General features: G+C 73.7%; 15 protein-coding genes. 7 read left to right on the forward strand and 8 right to left on the reverse strand.

Going from position 1 to position 15,736, the window contains the following annotated elements; genetic code table 11:
- Window positions 1–257: 257 nt before the first annotated feature.
- The 3 genes from K2F47_RS18610 to K2F47_RS18620 all read left to right on the forward strand — a co-directional run bounded on the left by K2F47_RS18610 (window position 258) and on the right by K2F47_RS18620 (window position 4,268).
- Complete coding sequence (locus K2F47_RS18610; RefSeq protein ID WP_242905271.1) at window positions 258–530, forward strand: hypothetical protein; 273 nt, start codon at window positions 258–260, stop codon at window positions 528–530.
- Between the two features lie 133 nt (window positions 531–663).
- Complete coding sequence (locus tag K2F47_RS18615; RefSeq protein ID WP_242905273.1) at window positions 664–939, forward strand: DUF6504 family protein; 276 nt, start codon at window positions 664–666, stop codon at window positions 937–939.
- The gene (locus K2F47_RS18620) at window positions 930–4,268 is read left to right on the forward strand and encodes a DNA polymerase III subunit alpha (RefSeq protein WP_242905279.1); all 3,339 of its coding nucleotides are present in this window, start codon (window positions 930–932) and stop codon (window positions 4,266–4,268) included. Before K2F47_RS18615 ends, K2F47_RS18620 begins: the two co-directional genes overlap by 10 nt.
- On the opposite strand, the gene K2F47_RS18625 is transcribed toward K2F47_RS18620, so the two are convergent.
- From K2F47_RS18625 to K2F47_RS18640, 4 genes are all read right to left on the reverse strand, one after another.
- Complete coding sequence (locus K2F47_RS18625) at window positions 4,265–4,945, reverse strand: DUF4328 domain-containing protein (RefSeq protein ID WP_242905280.1); 681 nt, start codon at window positions 4,943–4,945, stop codon at window positions 4,265–4,267. The genes K2F47_RS18620 and K2F47_RS18625 overlap by 4 nt on opposite strands.
- Before the next feature lie 172 nt (window positions 4,946–5,117).
- Window positions 5,118–5,459: a hypothetical protein gene (locus K2F47_RS18630; protein ID WP_242905281.1), complete on the reverse strand. Its 342-nt coding sequence runs from the start codon at window positions 5,457–5,459 to the stop codon at window positions 5,118–5,120.
- 69 nt (window positions 5,460–5,528) lie between these two features.
- Window positions 5,529–6,176: a response regulator gene (locus K2F47_RS18635; protein WP_242905282.1), complete on the reverse strand. Its 648-nt coding sequence runs from the start codon at window positions 6,174–6,176 to the stop codon at window positions 5,529–5,531.
- A 13-nt stretch (window positions 6,177–6,189) separates the two neighbouring features.
- On the reverse strand, window positions 6,190–7,449 hold the full coding sequence (locus K2F47_RS18640; protein ID WP_242905283.1) for a sensor histidine kinase: 1,260 nt from the start codon (window positions 7,447–7,449) through the stop codon (window positions 6,190–6,192).
- 229 nt (window positions 7,450–7,678) lie between these two features.
- Between K2F47_RS18640 and K2F47_RS18645 the strand changes: the two genes are divergently transcribed.
- The 4 genes from K2F47_RS18645 (at window position 7,679) to K2F47_RS18660 (ending at window position 11,747) form a co-directional block, all read left to right on the forward strand.
- Window positions 7,679–8,371: an ABC transporter ATP-binding protein gene (locus tag K2F47_RS18645; RefSeq protein WP_242905284.1), complete on the forward strand. Its 693-nt coding sequence runs from the start codon at window positions 7,679–7,681 to the stop codon at window positions 8,369–8,371.
- Window positions 8,371–10,380: an FtsX-like permease family protein gene (locus K2F47_RS18650; protein WP_242905285.1), complete on the forward strand. Its 2,010-nt coding sequence runs from the start codon at window positions 8,371–8,373 to the stop codon at window positions 10,378–10,380. The genes K2F47_RS18645 and K2F47_RS18650 overlap by 1 nt, the downstream gene beginning before the upstream one ends.
- A gap of 194 nt (window positions 10,381–10,574) precedes the next feature.
- On the forward strand, window positions 10,575–10,808 hold the full coding sequence (locus tag K2F47_RS18655; protein ID WP_242905286.1) for a hypothetical protein: 234 nt from the start codon (window positions 10,575–10,577) through the stop codon (window positions 10,806–10,808).
- 138 nt (window positions 10,809–10,946) lie between these two features.
- A complete protein-coding gene (locus K2F47_RS18660; RefSeq protein WP_242905291.1) occupies window positions 10,947–11,747 on the forward strand; it encodes a methyltransferase domain-containing protein in 801 nt (266 codons plus the stop codon).
- 16 nt (window positions 11,748–11,763) lie between these two features.
- Here K2F47_RS18660 and K2F47_RS18665 read toward each other — a convergent pair whose 3' ends face one another.
- The 4 genes from K2F47_RS18665 to K2F47_RS18680 form a co-directional block, all read right to left on the reverse strand.
- Complete coding sequence (locus K2F47_RS18665; protein ID WP_242905301.1) at window positions 11,764–12,564, reverse strand: SDR family oxidoreductase; 801 nt, start codon at window positions 12,562–12,564, stop codon at window positions 11,764–11,766.
- Window positions 12,565–12,667: 103 nt separating this feature from the next.
- Entirely contained in the window at window positions 12,668–14,446 is a 1,779-nt protein-coding gene (locus K2F47_RS18670; protein ID WP_242905303.1) for an acetolactate synthase large subunit, read from the reverse strand.
- A 201-nt stretch (window positions 14,447–14,647) separates the two neighbouring features.
- The gene (locus K2F47_RS18675) at window positions 14,648–14,848 is read right to left on the reverse strand and encodes a DUF397 domain-containing protein (RefSeq protein WP_242883965.1); all 201 of its coding nucleotides are present in this window, start codon (window positions 14,846–14,848) and stop codon (window positions 14,648–14,650) included.
- On the reverse strand, window positions 14,845–15,690 hold the full coding sequence (locus K2F47_RS18680; protein WP_242905304.1) for a helix-turn-helix domain-containing protein: 846 nt from the start codon (window positions 15,688–15,690) through the stop codon (window positions 14,845–14,847). Before K2F47_RS18680 ends, K2F47_RS18675 begins: the two co-directional genes overlap by 4 nt.
- Between the last annotated feature and the right edge of the window lie 46 nt (window positions 15,691–15,736).

Consider the following 15,736-nt stretch of genomic DNA (forward strand, 5'->3'; position numbering starts at 1 on the left):
GCGGGGGGCCGATTGGCGCGGCCGGGCGGGGTGCGGCCCGCCCGCGGCCCGGGTCCATCGCGGGCGGGCCGGGAAAACCTCGCCGTACTCTCGGATTCCTCCTGCGCAGCAGCGGGTTTCGGGTCATGCTTGAACCCGGTCACCAGTTGTCGTCACGCGATCGCCCATGGTCATGGCATGGTCATGACCCAACCATGGCCCGGCCATGGCGGGGCGTCGGGATGACGGCCCGACCCGGTGCTGAGGCGGCTGATCAAGTGTCTGTAGTCGGTGGGCGGGAGATCCCCGAGGTGCGGCGGCGGCACCTCGCGGCGCTCGCGTACGAGGTCGAGGCGCGCGGTCTGTCCTGGCGGTTCGCCGGGCCCGCGGAGTCGGTGCTGAGCGTGCTCGGCCCGCGGACGCGGCGGCAGGTCATGGTGGTCGCGACGCCGGTCGCGGCGGGCTGGTCCTACCTGTGGCCGGGCGGCGGGATGGCGGACGTGGCGGAGGTCGCGCACGTCGCTGACCAGCTTGTCCGTCTCCTGGCCTAGCCGCGGGCGGGAACCTCGGACGGGGCGGTATCCCGTCTTGCCTCCGGGTCTCGTGCTTCCCTAGACTCCCCGCGAACGTGTGTTCGAATGTCCGCATGTCTTCCCCCGTGCGGCGAACCTGAGGGGGAGGCAGATGACGCGCGTCTTCGGCGATCCGGTGGACGTCTGGGTGAGCGACGGACGTCCGGTCCGGTTCGTCTGGCGTGGCCGGCTCCACACCGTGCGGCGGGTGCTGGAGCACTGGGTCACGACCCGCGACTGGTGGCGGGAGCGGCAACCCGACGGCGAGGCCACCGGCGAGCGGGAGTTCTGGCGGGTCGAGGCGACCCCGGGCGGGGAGATCGGGGTGTACGAGCTGCGCTATGACGGTGCGTCCGAAACCTGGCTGCTTTCCCGGGTATGGGACTGATTGTGCACCTTCATGTCGCTTCGGGGTATTCGCTCAGGTACGGCGCGGCGGCTCCCGCCGCGCTGGCCGAGCGTGCCGCTGCCCTGCGCATGGAGACGCTGGCGCTGACCGACCGCGACGGCCTGTACGGGGCGGTCCGGCACATGCGGGCCTGCCAGGACGCGGGTCTCGGCGCCGTCGTCGGCGCCGACCTGCGCCTCGGCCCCGAATCCGACGACCGCGTGGTCGTGCTGGCGGAGGGCCGGGCCGGATGGCGGTCGCTGTGCCGCCTGGTGACGGCGGCACACGCGGCAGGGGAGCGGGGACACCCTTTCGTCACTCAAGAGATGATCGCCGATCACGCGGACGGCCTGGTGGTGCTGCTCGGCCCCGCGTCAGACGTGGGACGGGCCGTCGCGGCGCGCCGTCCCGACCTCGCGGCCCGACACCTGGCCGCCTGGCGCGCCGCCGCCGAGACCGTGGTCGAGATCGTCGACCACCACGACCGGGGCGACGGGCACCGCGCCGCGCGGATGCTCGCCCTCGCCCGCGAGGCGGGGACACCGGCGGTGCTCGGCAACGCCGTCCGCTACCTGGAGGCCGCCGACCACCCGGTCGCACAGGTACTGGACGCGGCGCGCCGCCTCGTCCCGCTTGATCGGCGGCACCTGGACGACCGGACCGGCCAGTCCTACCTCAAGTCGGTGCCCGAGATGCGCCGCGTCGCCGAGGGAATCGCCGGCGCCGAGGCGAGGGCGCTGCTCGACGCGACGCGGCGGCTGTCGGAGCGCTGCGTCCTCGACCCGTCCGACCTCGGCATGGACGGCGTGCACCTGCCCGCCGTCGACGGCGACCCGCACGCGAAGCTCCTGGCGCGCTGCGCGGACGGCATGGCCCGCCGGGGCCTCGAAGGCTCGCGCGCGGCGGCCGACCGGCTCGCCACCGAGCTCGGCGTGATCGCCCGCAAGGGCCTGGCCGCCTACTTCCTCACGGTCGCGGACGCCGCCGCGCTGATCCGCGCGCGCGGCATCCGGTGCGCGATCCGCGGCTCGGGCGCGGGCAGCCTCGTCAATCACCTGCTCGGCATCGGCGACCTCGACCCGCTCCGCCACGACCTGGTCATGGAGCGGTTCCTCGCCGACAGCCGCGAGGGCCTGCCCGACATCGACCTGGACGTGGAGTCGGCGCGCCGCCTGGAGGCCTACGAGGCGCTGTTCGCCCGCTTCGGCGCGGACGGCACGGCGTGCGTGTCGATGATGGAGACCTACCGGGCGCGCAGCGCGCTCCGCGACGTCGGCGCCGCCGTCGGGCTGCCGCCGCACGAGATCGACGTGATCGCCAAGGCGTTCCCGCAGATCAGGGCCAGCCAGATCGGCGCCGCGCTGGAGGAGCTGCCCGAGCTGCGGCAGAGCGGCCTCGCGACCGCGCGGCTCGGGGTGCTGTTCCGGATCGCCGAGCGGCTGGACGGCCTGCCCCGGCATATCGCGATGCACCCGTGCGGCGTCCTGCTGTCGGACGCGACGCTCCGCGACCGCACCCCGGTCGAGACCAGCGCGGTCGGGTTCCCGATGAGCCAGTTCGACAAGGACGACGTCGAGGCGATGGGCCTGCTGAAGCTCGACGTGATCGGGGTGCGGATGCAGTCGGCGATGGCGCACGCCGTCGCCGAGGCCGCCCGCACCTCCGGCGACGAGATCGACCTGGAGGCCGTCCCGCGCGACGACCCGGCGACGTTCGAGCTGATCCGCACGTCCCGGACGCTCGGCTGCTTCCAGATCGAGTCGCCCGGCCAGCGCGAGCTGATCGGCCGGCTCCAGCCCCGCGACCTCGGCGACCTCGTCATCGACATCTCCCTGTTCCGGCCGGGCCCGGTGAACTCCGACATGGTCTCGCCGTTCCTCGCCGCCCGCGCCGGGACGCGCGAGCCCGAGTACCCGCACCCCGACCTGGAGCCCGTGCTGCGCGAGAGCCTCGGCGTGGTCGTCTTCCACGAGCAGGTGCTGCGGATCTTCGACGTGATGACCGGCTGCGGCCTCTCCAAGGCCGAGGCCGCGCGGCGGAACCTCAACCACGAGCAGGGCCAGGCCGTGGTCGGCGCGTGGTTCCGGGAGCGGGCGCTCGCGCGCGGCTACGACGTGCCGTCGGTCGAGCGGGTCTGGCGGACGCTGACCGCGTTCGGCGCGTTCGGCTTCTGCAAGGCGCACGCCGCCTCGTTCGCGCTGCCCACCTACCAGTCGGCGTGGCTGAAACGGCACCACACCGCCGCCTTCTACGCCGGGGTCCTCACCCACGACCCCGGCATGTACCCCAAGCGCGTCATCCTGGACGACGCCCGCCACTTCGGCGTCCCGATCCTGCCGCTGGACGTCAACCGGTCGGCGGCGGCCTGGCACGCCGAGCCGGTGTCACGGGGCGGGCCGTCCGGCATCCGGGTCGCGTTGAGCGAGGTCAGGGGGATCAGCGACGCGGAGGTCGGCCGCATCGTGGCGGGCCGCCCGTACGCGTCGCTGACCGACTTCTGGCGCCGCGCCCGGGTGTCGCGGCCGGTCGCGGAGCGGCTCGTCCTGGCCGGGGGGTTCGACGCGCTGTACCGGGAGCCGCCGGTGCCGCGCCGCGACCTGCTCTGCCGGGTCGGCGCGCTGCACCGCACCGGCCGCGCCGACCGCGCCGTCCCCGAGGGGCAGCTCCCGCTCGGCGGCCCGGAGGGCCTGGACCTCGCGGAGGACGTCCCCCTGGGCGAGCTGCCGCCGATGACGCCCGCCGAGATCGTCGAGGCGGAGCTGGACATCCTCGGCATGGACGTGAGCCGCCACGTCCTCAGCTTCTACGACGGGCTGCTCGGCGACCTCGGCGTCGTCCGCGCGGGCGCGCTGCCGGGCCGTCCCGACAAGAGCGACGTGCTGGTCGCCGGGGTGAAGGTCGCGACGCAGACCCCGGCGGTCAGGTCGGGGCAGCGCGTCATCTTCGCGACGCTGGACGACGCGTCGGGCCCGGTCGACCTCACGTTCTTCGAGTCGGTGCAGGAGCGGTGCGCCGCGACCGTGTTCGGCTCGTGGCTGCTGGTCGCCCGGGGCCGGTTGCGCCGGGCGGGCGAGCGCGCCTTCTCCGTCACCGCCACCGCCTGCTGGGACCTCGCCGCCCTGCACGAGATCTGGCGGCGGGACGGCCTGGACGCGGTCCGCGCCGCGATGGCCCGCCCCGGGCCGGTCGGCCGTCCCGTGGGGCACCGGATCGTCCAGCCGACGGGCTTCGCGATGTCCCGCTACTCCGACATCGGCCCGGCGGGACCGGCCGTCAGGCGCCCGCCCCGAGCCCGCCTCTGGCACACCAGCCAGGGCAGTTCGGGTTAGGTGTTGCGGGCGACCTGGAGGCGGGTGATCTGGAAGACGTTGGCCATGCACAGCGCGGCGGCGAGGGCCTGGAACGCGGCGGCGGCGACGCCGACGTGGACGTCGAAGCGGGCCTCGGCGAGCGTCTCCACGCTGCCGGCGGTGAACACGCGGGCGAGCAGGACGGCGAGCAGCGCGCACGTCCACCAGGCGGCGACGACGAGCCCCGCCGCCTGCCGCTCGGCCGTCCGGTACCGGCCACTGTTCACCCACACCTCGTAGACCAGGCGGGGCGGCAGCCACAGGTTGACGATCGGGCAGAGCCAGCCGAGCACCACCCACGCGCGGTGGTGCCGGTGCGGGCCCGGCGACTGCCGGTAGGCCCGCCACAGCCAGCCGAGATACAGCAGTCCGGTGACCGCCGCCATGATCGAGCAGATCAGGAACACGTCGGTGTAGGGCGCGAGCGCCCGGTGGGTGGCGCCCGGATCGTAGGTGTCGTGGGTCTCGCCGCGCAGCGGCCGCGCCATCCGCAACAGGCTGATCCCCGAGCCGAGCGCGACGAACGCGTTGAAGCCGAGCAGCATGAACACCGCGACGCCGACGGCCCGGAAGTCGCGGCGCCTGGCCCACGCGCCGCAGGCCGGGCAGCGGGCGACCTCGGTCGGGATGATGTCGCCGCACAGTGCACACGGCATGCTCCACCTCCGAGGGTTTCGAGCCGTTCCGGGGGGACGTGGGGCCGCCCCCCACACTGGACCGGCCCGCCTTGGCCATCCGTCGCTTCGGATACTACGTACGTTTGACTGACGTCGCCCAACGCGGGTTCACCCGTCCGGCGGGGTTCCTCGGAGGACCCGGCGGGGTTCCCTAGAGGACGAGGTGGCCCCCGAGGAGCGTCCCGGCGGCGGCGACGGCGGCCCACGACGCGAGCCTCCCGAGCCCGCCCGTGGCGACCAGCCGTTCCGGGCGCAGGCCGGTGACCAGCAGCAGCGCCCACCACTCGGCGGCCAGCACGATCAGCGACTGGAGCGAGCCGAACCCGATCAGCGAGCACAGCAGGACGACCGACGCCGGGGTCAGCGCGTGCGCGAACAGCGCGGGCCCGCGCGAGAGACCGTGCAGGCCGCGCCGCAATCCGACGTAAACGGCACCCCACCCGAGGACGCACATCGCCCACACGATCAGGACGGCCGTGGGCAGCCCGTTCATCGACTCCGGTGCCAGTGCCGTCCCCCCGTCGCTTCTTCCATCGTGCCCCGCTCCACCGCCGGTGCGGCGTCAGGTCATGAGGCCCGACTCCCACGCCCACGCGGCCGACTCGACCCGGTTCCGGGTGCCGAGCTTGCGGTGGATGCTGCCGAGGTGCGTCTTGACCGTGGACAGCGACACGAACAGCTCGCCCGCGATCTCCTCGTTCGTCCGGCCGCGCGCGACGAGCCGGACGACCTCCAGCTCGCGGTCGGTGAGCGCCTCGCGCGGCCGCACCGGCGCGGGCGGCGGCGTCGCCAGGTGCTCCAGCAGCCGGACGGTGATGGACGGCGACACCAGCGCCTCCCCGTTCGCGGCGGCGCGCACCGCCTCCACCAGCAGCGCGGGCCCGCTGTCCTTGAGCAGGAACCCGACCGCGCCGCCGCGCAGCGCCCCGTAGACGTACTCGTCCATGTCGAACGTCGTGACGATCACCACGCGCAGCGGGTCGGCGACGGTGGGGCCGGCCAGCAGCCGGGTCGCCTCCAGGCCGTCCATGCGCGGCATCCGGATATCGAACAGGCACACGTCGGGACGCAGCCGCCGGGCGAGCGCGACGGCCTCGGCGCCGTCGGCGGCCTCGCCGACCACCTCCATGTCGGGCTGGGAGTCGACGATCATCCGGAACCCGGTCCGGACCATCTGCTGGTCGTCGGCGATCAGTACGCGGATGGTCACGTCCCCGATTCTCTCAGGCCCGCCGGGCGCCGTGGACGGGCAGGACGGCGACGACCTCCCAGCCGCCCTCGGGGCGCGGCCCCGCGCTCAGCCGCCCGCCGAGGGCGTCGACCCGCTCGCGCAGGCCCGAGAGCCCGAACCCGCTGGAGGGCAGCCGCCGGCCGCGTCCCTGCCCGTCGTCGCGGACGGCGACCTCGACCGCCCCGTCCCCGAGCCGCGCGACGCTCACCTGGACGGACGTCGCGTCGGCGGCGTGCTTGCGGACGTTGGTCAGCGCCTCCTGCACTACCCGGTGCACCGAGGTCGCGACCTCGGGCGGCAGTGAGCCGAGGTCGGGCGCCCGCGCGAGGACGGCGGGCGGATGCCGGAACCCCTCGACGAGCCGCTCCAGCTGCGCGAGGTCGCCGACCGGACGGGTCGCCGACCCGCGCTCACCGGACGCGCGGGCGGGGTCGCCGAACGCCTCACCGTCCGCCGCGCTTGCGCCGTGCTGCGCGTCCCGCAGCAGCCCGACCATCCGGCGCATCGACGTGAGCGCCTCGGTGCCCGCCTGCTCGATGCCTTCGAACATCGTGTCGAGCTGCTCGGGGGACTGCCCGGCGCCCGACCGCGTGGCGAACCGCGCCGCCTGCGCCTGGACCACGATGCCGGTCACGTGGTGGGCGACGAAGTCGTGCAGGTCGCGGGCCAGCTCCAGCCGCTCGTCGCGCCGCGCGGCGGCCAGCGACCTGGACCGCCGGGCGTCCACGGCGCGCAGGTAGAGCCCGGCGCCGAGCGCGATCGCCACGCAGATGCCGAGCGGCGCGGTGAACAGCACGGCGCCGACCACCGACCAGCGCAGCGGGACGATCAGCACCGCGACGGCGAGCGCGACCGTGATCCAGACGAGCCGCCGGCGCGGCGCCCGCCAGACGACCCGGGCGACGACGATGAGCAGCCCGCCGATCTCGGCGAACATGCTCGGGTTGCCGAGGTCCGGCCCGATCACCGGCGCGATCAGCAGGGTGCTGAGCGCCGACGCCAGCGCCGCCGACGCCGCCCACACCAGCGGGAACCGGATCGTCACGGCGGCGACGTTGACGACCGCCGCCACCGCGATCAGCCACAGGCTCGTTCCGGTCTTCGGGGTGCCGAGCAGGCAGGCCAGCAGGTACAGGCCCGCGAAGCCGCCGTAGGCGCCGCGCACCAGGCAGCCGCCCACGGAGTGGATGCGGTCCAGCCGCGCGCCCGGGTCGTTCCGGGGTGTGCCCCTGCGGCGGGCCAGGTCGGTCATGGAACACGAGGCTACGACCCGGAGCCGACCCGGGGATCGACCGTTCGGCCGATGCCGAAGCCGCGGGCCTGGCCCCGCGCCCGATGCCGCGATGTGCGGCCCCGGCGCACGCTTGAGTCATGGAACTCATCTATGTGCCGCTGTTCATCGCTTTCGTCGTGTTCGTCGTCTATGGCGGGGTCGTCCTGCCCGCGCGGGAGATCGCCGACTCCGTCCGGAAGCACCGCCCGTGAGCCTGCCCGCCCCCGCCCCGCCGGAGGCCGTGCTCTCAGGGCACGGCCTCGTGAAGCGCTTCGGCGCGACCGTCGCGCTGGACGGCGTGGACCTCGCGGTCGGCCGCGCCGAAGCCGTCGCGATCATGGGCCCGAGCGGGTCCGGAAAGTCCACGCTGCTGCACTGCCTCGCCGGGATCACCCGTCCGGACGCGGGGGAGGTGCGGCTGCTCGGCCAGCGCGTCGACACGCTCGGCGAGCGGCGCCGGAGCGCGCTGCGCCGGTCCCGGTTCGGGTTCGTGTTCCAGTTCGGGGAGCTGCTGCCCGAACTGCCCGCCGAGGAGAACGTGGCGCTGCCGCTCATGCTGGACGGCACGTCCCGGCGCGAGGCGGTGAAGGCGGCCCGGGCGTGGCTCGGCCCGCTCGGCCTCCACGGGATGGGGCACCGCCGCCCCGGCGAGCTGTCGGGCGGGCAGGCGCAGCGCGTCGCGATCGCCCGCGCGCTCGTGCCCCGCCCGGCCGTGGTGTTCGCGGACGAGCCGACCGGCGCCCTCGACCAGGCCACCGGCCACGACACGATGCGGCTGCTCGTGGAGGCCACCAAGCACAACGGCGCGTCGCTGGTCGTCGTCACCCACGACCCGTCGGTCGCGGCCTGGTGCGACCGGGTGACCGAGGTGCGGGACGGCCGCGTCCAGAGGGCGGCGTGATGCGCGCGTCCCTCGGGCTCGCCTGGCGGCTGCTGCGCGGCGGAGGCGGCCGCGGGCTGCTCGGCTCCGTGCTCACGCTCGCCGCCGTCGCCGTCTCGACCGGGCTGCTGCTGTTCGCGATCGGCGCGAACCACGCGTTCCAGCAGCGCGCGCACCCCGACGCCTGGCGGCACCCCGAGAAGGCGGCCGCGGCGCCGACCGCGATCGAGGCCCTGTCGACCGACTACGTCCGGGGCCGGCCGATCTCGGTGATCGACCTCGCGGCGCTGAACGGCGCCGCGCCCGTCCCGCCCGGCATGCCGCGCTTCCCGAAGCCCGGCGAGGCGTGGACGTCGCCCGCCCTCGGCCGCCTCATGAAGGACCTGCCCGCCGACCGGCTCGCCGCGCGGTTCCCCGCGCCCGCCGGGACGCTCGGACGCGACGCGCTCGTCCACCCCGGCGAACTCGTCATCGTCATCGGGCGCGCCCCCGCCGACCCCGCCATGACGGCCGACCGGAACGCGTCCGAGTCGCTGGAGACCACCGACGGGCCCGTCCGGATCGACCGGTATCCGACCGCCGCGTCCACGCTCTCCAACACCTACCGGGTGCTGATGGCGATCGCCTCGGTGCTGATGGTCGCGCCGCTGCTGGTGTTCGGCGGCGCGGCGGCCCGGCTCACGGTCGCGCGCCGCGACCGGCGGCTCGCCGCGCTCCGGCTGGTCGGCGCCACTCCCGCGCAGGTCGTCGCGATCACCGTCGCCGAGGCCGTGCTGACCGCCGCCGCGGGCGCGGTCGCGGGCCTGCTGCTGTACGCGGCGGCGATCCCGGCGCTCGTCCACATCAGTGTCGCGGGCGGCGGCTGGTTCGCCGGTGACCTGTGGCCCGGAGCGCTCACCGTCCTCGGCGTGCTCGCGGCGGTGCCCGTCCTCGTCGGCGTCAGCGCGGTCGCCGGTCTGCGCCGCGTCGTGGTGAGCCCGCTGGGCGTGGCGCGCCGCGAGACCCCGCCGCGGTTGCGCGCCGTCCGGCTCGCCGCGCTCGTCGCCGTGCTGGTCTCGTTCGGCGCCGTGAGCGGCTCGCTGATGAGCCTCGGCCGGGCGGCGCTGGTCGTCCTGCTGGTCTTCCTCGCGCTGGCCTTCCTCACGATCAACCTCGCCGGACCGTGGGTGGTGGCGCTGATCGGCCGCGTCACCGTCCTGACCGCGCGCGGCCCGGCGCGGCTGCTGGCCGGACGCCGCCTGCTGGACGACCCGCGCGCCGCCTGGCGGACGGTCGCGGGCGTCGCGCTGACCGGCTTCGTCGCGGGCTTCCTCGCGCTGCTGAACACGCCGCCGTCGCTGTCCACGGACGGTATCCGCGACCCGCACGCGCTGCGGTTGACCGTCCCGCCGGCGCGGTCGGCCGCCGTCGCCGAGCAGGCGCGGCACCGGCTCGCCGGGACGGGCGCCACGGTCGGGGTGAAGGAGGTCAAGACCGAGGACGACCCGCTGGCGGAGCACGGCCGCATGACGGGGAAGGGCGTCGTCACGATCACGGTCCCCGGGGGCGCCGCGTCCACCGACCGCGCCCGGACGGCGCTGGCCGGCCTCGTCCCCGGCAAGGTCGCCACCAGCCGGCACGACGAGGACGTCTACGGGAACTACCTGCTCGGCGACCTGCGGACGGGCGCGTTCACCGTCCTGTTCGTGTCCTTCCTCATCGCGGTCACGAGCGCGGGCATCACGAGCGCGTCCGCCGTCCTCGACCGCAGGCAGGCGTACGCGATGCTGCGCCTCGCCGGGACGCCGCTGCGGGTGCTCGACCGCGCGCGGCGGCAGGAGACCCTGATACCGCTCGCCGTGATGGGCGGCGGCTCGCTGCTGACCGGCCTGTTCTTCTCCGCGCCGTTCGCCACCGGGTTCGGGACGCCCGGCCTCCTCACGCTCGTCGGCTTCGTCGTGATCGGTTTCGCGGGCGTGCTCGGGGCGAGCGCGCTCAGCCGCCCGCTGCTGCGCTCGGTCACGACCGACCCGGCGCCGCGTCCGGACTGACGGCGGGCCCGGCCGGGGCGAATATCTGTTCGAAAATGTCAGTGGTGGTGCGTAGCGTGAGCGCTGTGATCTCGGAGACATCCGGGAACACGGAACGAACCAAGTGGCTTGTACACGCGTACCAAGGGGTATGTGACAACCGGTGGTACCCGCAGGTGACGCGGCCACCGGGCATCAAGGAAGGGGTGTTGGCAGTGAGCGAGACGACCGGCACATTCCATCTCACCCACCCGCGGCTGGGCGGGCCCGCCGAGCGGACCGTCGTGCAGCCCTGGCTCACCGAACTCACCCACGCGACGCTGAACGCCTACGCCGAGACCGACACCTCGCCCGCGCTGGCGGTGGTCGAGGCGCTTCCCGTCCATACCTCCGATCCCGTCCCGGTGCCCGCCCGCGCCCCGGAACGCCGTATCGCGCTGGCCGCCTGACACCCGGCCGACCACGAGCCCGAGGCGTGCCGCCTCGGGCTCGTCCCATCTCTGGCTGTCTTGAAATATGAGACACGATTCTCATTTTGTGAGAAACGTCGTAAGGTTCGGGACATCCGCACAAAGAGGTGATGCCCGATGACCGCCGACGCGTCCTACACCCACGGCCACCACAGCAGCGTGCTCAGCTCGCACCAGTGGCGGACGGTCGAGAACTCCGCCGCCTACCTGATCGACCACCTGCGTCCCGGCCTGTCGGTGCTGGACGTCGGCTGCGGCCCCGGCACGATCACCGCCGGGCTGGCCCGCCGCGTCGCCCCCGGGCCGGTCACCGCCGCCGACGCGGCCGAGACCGTGCTGGACGAGGCGCGCAGGAGCACCGAAGGCCTGGACAACGTCGCCTTCGCGGTCGCCGACGTCCACGCGCTGCGCTTCGCCGACGACACCTTCGACATCGTCCACGCGCACCAGGTGCTGCAACACGTCGCCGATCCCGTGCTCGCCCTGCGCGAGATGCGGCGGGTCGCGAAACCCGGCGGGACCGTCGCCGTCCGCGACGCCGACTTCGGCAGCATGATCTGGTACCCGGACCCGCCCGGAATGGACTCCTGGCTGCCTGTCTACTACAACGTGGCGCGCGGCAACGGCGGCGAGCCCGACGCCGGGCGCCGCCTGGTGTCGTGGGCGCGCGCGGCGGGCTTCACCGACGTCACCGCGTCCGCGTCGAGCTGGTGCTACTCGACCCCGGCGGAGCGCGAGTGGTGGAGCGAGTCCTGGGGCGGGCGGCTGCGCGACTCCTCGGTCGCCGACAAGGCCGTCGCCGGAGGCCACGCCACCCGCGCGGAGCTCCAGCGCTTCTACGACGGCTGGAAGGCGTGGGCCGCCGCCGACGACGGCTGGTACTCCGTCACCCACGGCGAGGTCATCTGCCGCGCCTGACCTTATCGGTGGGGCCTCACATGGCCCAGCGGCGGAACCCGCCCTCGGAGTTGATGACCTGCCCGGTGATCCAGCGCCCGTCGTCGGAGACCAGCCAGCGCACCAGCCGCGCGACGTCGTCGGGCGCGCCCCACCGGCCGAACGGCAGCGCCCCGACGACCTGCGCGGTCAGCTCCTCGTCGGCCCAGCCGGTGTCCACCGGCCCCGGGTTGACCGTGTTGACCGTGATGCCCCGGTCGGCGAGCGCGTCGGCGAGCGTCAGCGTCATCTGCTGGATCGCGCCCTTGCTGATCGCGTACGGGATCTCCCGCCGCATCGGCCCGAGATGCTGGCCCGAGGTGAACAGCACGATCCGCCCGCCCGGCCTGGCGTCGTCGTGCGCGGCCGCGAACTCCTGCGCGAGCAGGGCGCTGGCCCGCGCGTTCACCGCCCAGCACATGTCGAGCTCGGCGGCCGTCAGCTCGCCGAGCCCCTGGAGCGAGCTGCGCGCGTGGTTCGCGACCACCACGTCGACCGCGCCGAACGTCTCCACCGCGTACTGGACGACGCGTCCGGGCGTCTCCGGCGCGGCGAAGTCGGCCGCGAGGTAGGCCAGCCGGGGGCCGGTCCCGCCGAGCGACTCCAGCACCCCGTCGATCCCGGCGGGGTCGGCGCCCCACGGCTGCTCGTCGTCGTGCGGCGTCCACGACTGCACCAGCACGCTCGCGCCCGCCGCGAGCAGGTCCCGGGCGATCGCGAACCCGATCCCCGCGCGCCGTCCCGCCCCCGTCACCACCGCCACCCGCCCGGCGAGGGGCCCGTCACCGTTGATCGCCATATCGCCAGGCTAGGGCCAAGGCGTACCGGACATTTGTGTCAGCGGCCATGCCCGGAACGACGCGCGCGCCTCAACGCGGGACCCGCGCCGGAGGGCGGTCGCGTCAGAACGGATCGGTGAGTTCACCCAGCTTGTCGGTGAGGCGGAGGTTGTGCGAGTAGTCGACCGGGACGGTGATGACCGAGACCGCGTCGTCGGCGAGCGCCTTGCGCAGCGTCGGCAGCAGCTCCTCGGCGGAACCGACCCGGTAGCCGCGCGCCCCGAAGCTCTCCGCGTACCTGACGAAGTCGGGGTTGCCGAACTTCACGTTCGAGCTCGTCCCGATGTCGAGGTCCATCTTCCACTCGATCAGCCCGTACGCCGAGTCGTCCCAGATCAGGACGGTGATCGGGATGTTCTCGCGGACGGCGGTCTCCAGCTCCTGCGAGTTCATCAGGAACGCGCCGTCACCGGTCGCGGCGAGCACCCTCCGGTCGGGGCGGGCCAGCTTGGCGGCGATCGCGCCCGGCACCGCGAACCCCATGGACGACAGCCCGTTCGACACCAGCAGCGTGTTCGGCTCGTAGGTCGGGTACATGCGCGCCATCCACATCTTCACCGCGCCGGTGTCGGCGAGCACGATGTCGTGGCGTCCCATGGCGGCGCGGACGTCGGCGACGATGCGGCGGGGCGAGAGCGGGAACCCGTCCTCGACCGCGCCCTCGGCCAGCTCCTCGCTCATCATCCGGCGGATCTCGCGCCCGGTCCCGTTGACGTCGAAGCGGCGGTGGACGGCCTCGGCGAGCGCGTGCAGCGAGCGGGAGATGTCGCCCTGGATGCCGACCTCGACCGGGTAGTGGTCGTCCACCTCGGCGGGGAACTGGTGGATGTGCAGGATCTTCTTGTCCGCGGCCGGGTTGATCTTGACGGGGTCGAACTCCTGGAGCTCGTAACCCACGGCGATCAGCACGTCCGCCTCGTCGAACCCGAAGTTCACGTAGTCGTGCCGCATGAACCCGACGGCGCCGAGCGCATGCCGGTGGTCGTCGGGGAACACGCCCTTGCCGTTGAACGTGGTCGCGACCGGCAGCCCGAGCCGCTCGGAGAAGTGCACGAGCGCCTCGCCCGCGCCCGCCCGGGCCGCGCCGTGCCCGGCGAGGATGATCGGCTGCCGGGCGAGCGCGATCACGTCCGCCGCCCGCGCGATCTGCGACGCCGACGGCTCCTGCGGCCGGACGACGTTCACCTTCAGCGGCTTCAGGTCCGCCGCGACCTTCGCGGACTCCACGTCCTCGGGGATCGCCAGGTACACCGCGCCGGGACGCTCGGTCTGCGCCGTCTTGAACGCCTTGCGCACCATCTCCGGCAGCGCCTCGGCCGTCGGCGCCAGCTCCGCCCACTTGGTGATCGGGCGGAACAGCGACACGAGGTCGACGATCTGGTGCGACTCCTTGTAGATCCGGTCCAGCCCGACCTGCGCGGAGATCGCCACGACCGGCGTGCTGTTGGTGGTCGCGTCCGCGACGCCGAGCTGGAGGTTGATCGCGCCTGGCCCGAGCGTGGCCGAGGCGACCCCGGCCCGGCCGGTCAGCCGCCCGTAGATCTCGGCCATGAACGCCGCGCCCTGCTCGTGCCGGACGAGCACGTAGCGGATGCTGGACTCGTTCAGCGCGTGGACGAAGTGGATGTTCTCCTCACCTGGAATGCCGAAGACGTACTCGACGCCCTCCGCCTCCAGGGTCCTGACGAGCAGCCGGGCCGCGTCCTGCTGCTCCGGCGCGCCTCCCGGGCCGTCCGGCCCGGGCGCGGAGGCCCCTTCCCCTACGGATGCGGCTTCGCTCGCGGGCGCGGCTTCTCCCGCGGGCGCGGTCTCGTGCACGGACGCGGCTTGCTCAGCGGACATCGTGTGCCCATCTCCACTCATCGATCGCTATCCGGGGAGCCGGGTTCCCGCTCCCCGAAGGTGCAGCCCCCGCTCGGTCCCTCCCATTCCTCTCCCCGTTGTGCGATCCCTCACGTGCCAATTCGGACGGGTCCGAAATAGGCCGGGCAGGCCGAGGGGCCGCGGCGTCCGCCGCGGCCCCTCGGGTCGTGCTCGCTGCTGCTATGCCTCCCGGAGCGAGGTGAGCAGGGTCCGCCAGGCGGCCTGCGTCAGCACCAACGCGGGCCCGGCGGGGTCCTTCGAGTCGCGGACCGCGCGCAGGTCACTGGCCAGGGGGGCCACCTCGACGCACTGGTCTCCGCTGCCGCTGTGGGACGACTTGCGCCAGCACGCTCCGGTGAGTTCGCGCTGCAGGTTGGTCACGGGCTGCTCCTTGCTGCCTCGGCGATGAGGTGCGCGGAATCCTCGGGGGACAGGGCCTCCGCCTCGATCCGATCGAAGCGGTCCCTATGTTTTGCTATTTCCTCGGCGCTCTCAAGGTAAACGTCGCCCATGGTGCCCTCGACGTAGGCGATATCGGGGTCCGCCGCATTCGGATACGACAATATGGTGAAACGTCCGTCAAGGCCTGCATGCTCCTGGGCTGTATAAGGAAGTACCTGAACGCATACGAATGGGCGAGTTTCGACCGCCAGGTTGAGCGCCTCCAGCTGGGCGCGCATCACCTCGGGCCCGCCGATCTGCCGGTGCAGCACCGACTCGTCGAAGATGACGTGCAGTTTCGGCGCGTTCTCACGGTCCAGCAGCGCCTGCCGGATCGTGCGCGCGGCGATCCGCCGCTCGATCTCCTCCTGGGCGGGCAGCAGCCGCCCCGCGGTGATCACGGCGCGGGAGTACTGCTCGATCTGCAACAGCCCGTGGATGAGCTGCGGGTCCCAGGTGCGGATGTGCGACGCCTCGTCCTCCAGGGCGACGTAGCTGCCGGTGAAGACGTCCTGGTAGGCGGTCCACCAGCCGCGCTGGCCGGCCTGCCGGGCGAGCGTGATGAGCGCGTCCCTGGCCGGGCTCGGGACCCCGTACAGGTCGAGGATGTCGGCGATGTCGCCGGGACGCGGCCGGGTCTGGCTCGTCTCCAGCCGGGACACGGTGGCCCGCGACCAGTCGAGCCGGTCGGCGACCTCCTGCAAGGTCAGCCCCTGCTCCTCGCGCAGCTTGCGCAACTCCCGGGCCAGCCGCCGTCCACGAACCGTTGGTCGGTAGGTCATGGGCATGGAGTCTTCCCACTCTGGCGCCGCCCCACAACGCGAATGG

This window comes from Actinomadura terrae (assembly GCF_022751215.1).
In the GTDB taxonomy this organism is placed as follows: Bacteria; Actinomycetota; Actinomycetes; order Streptosporangiales; family Streptosporangiaceae; genus Spirillospora; species Spirillospora terrae.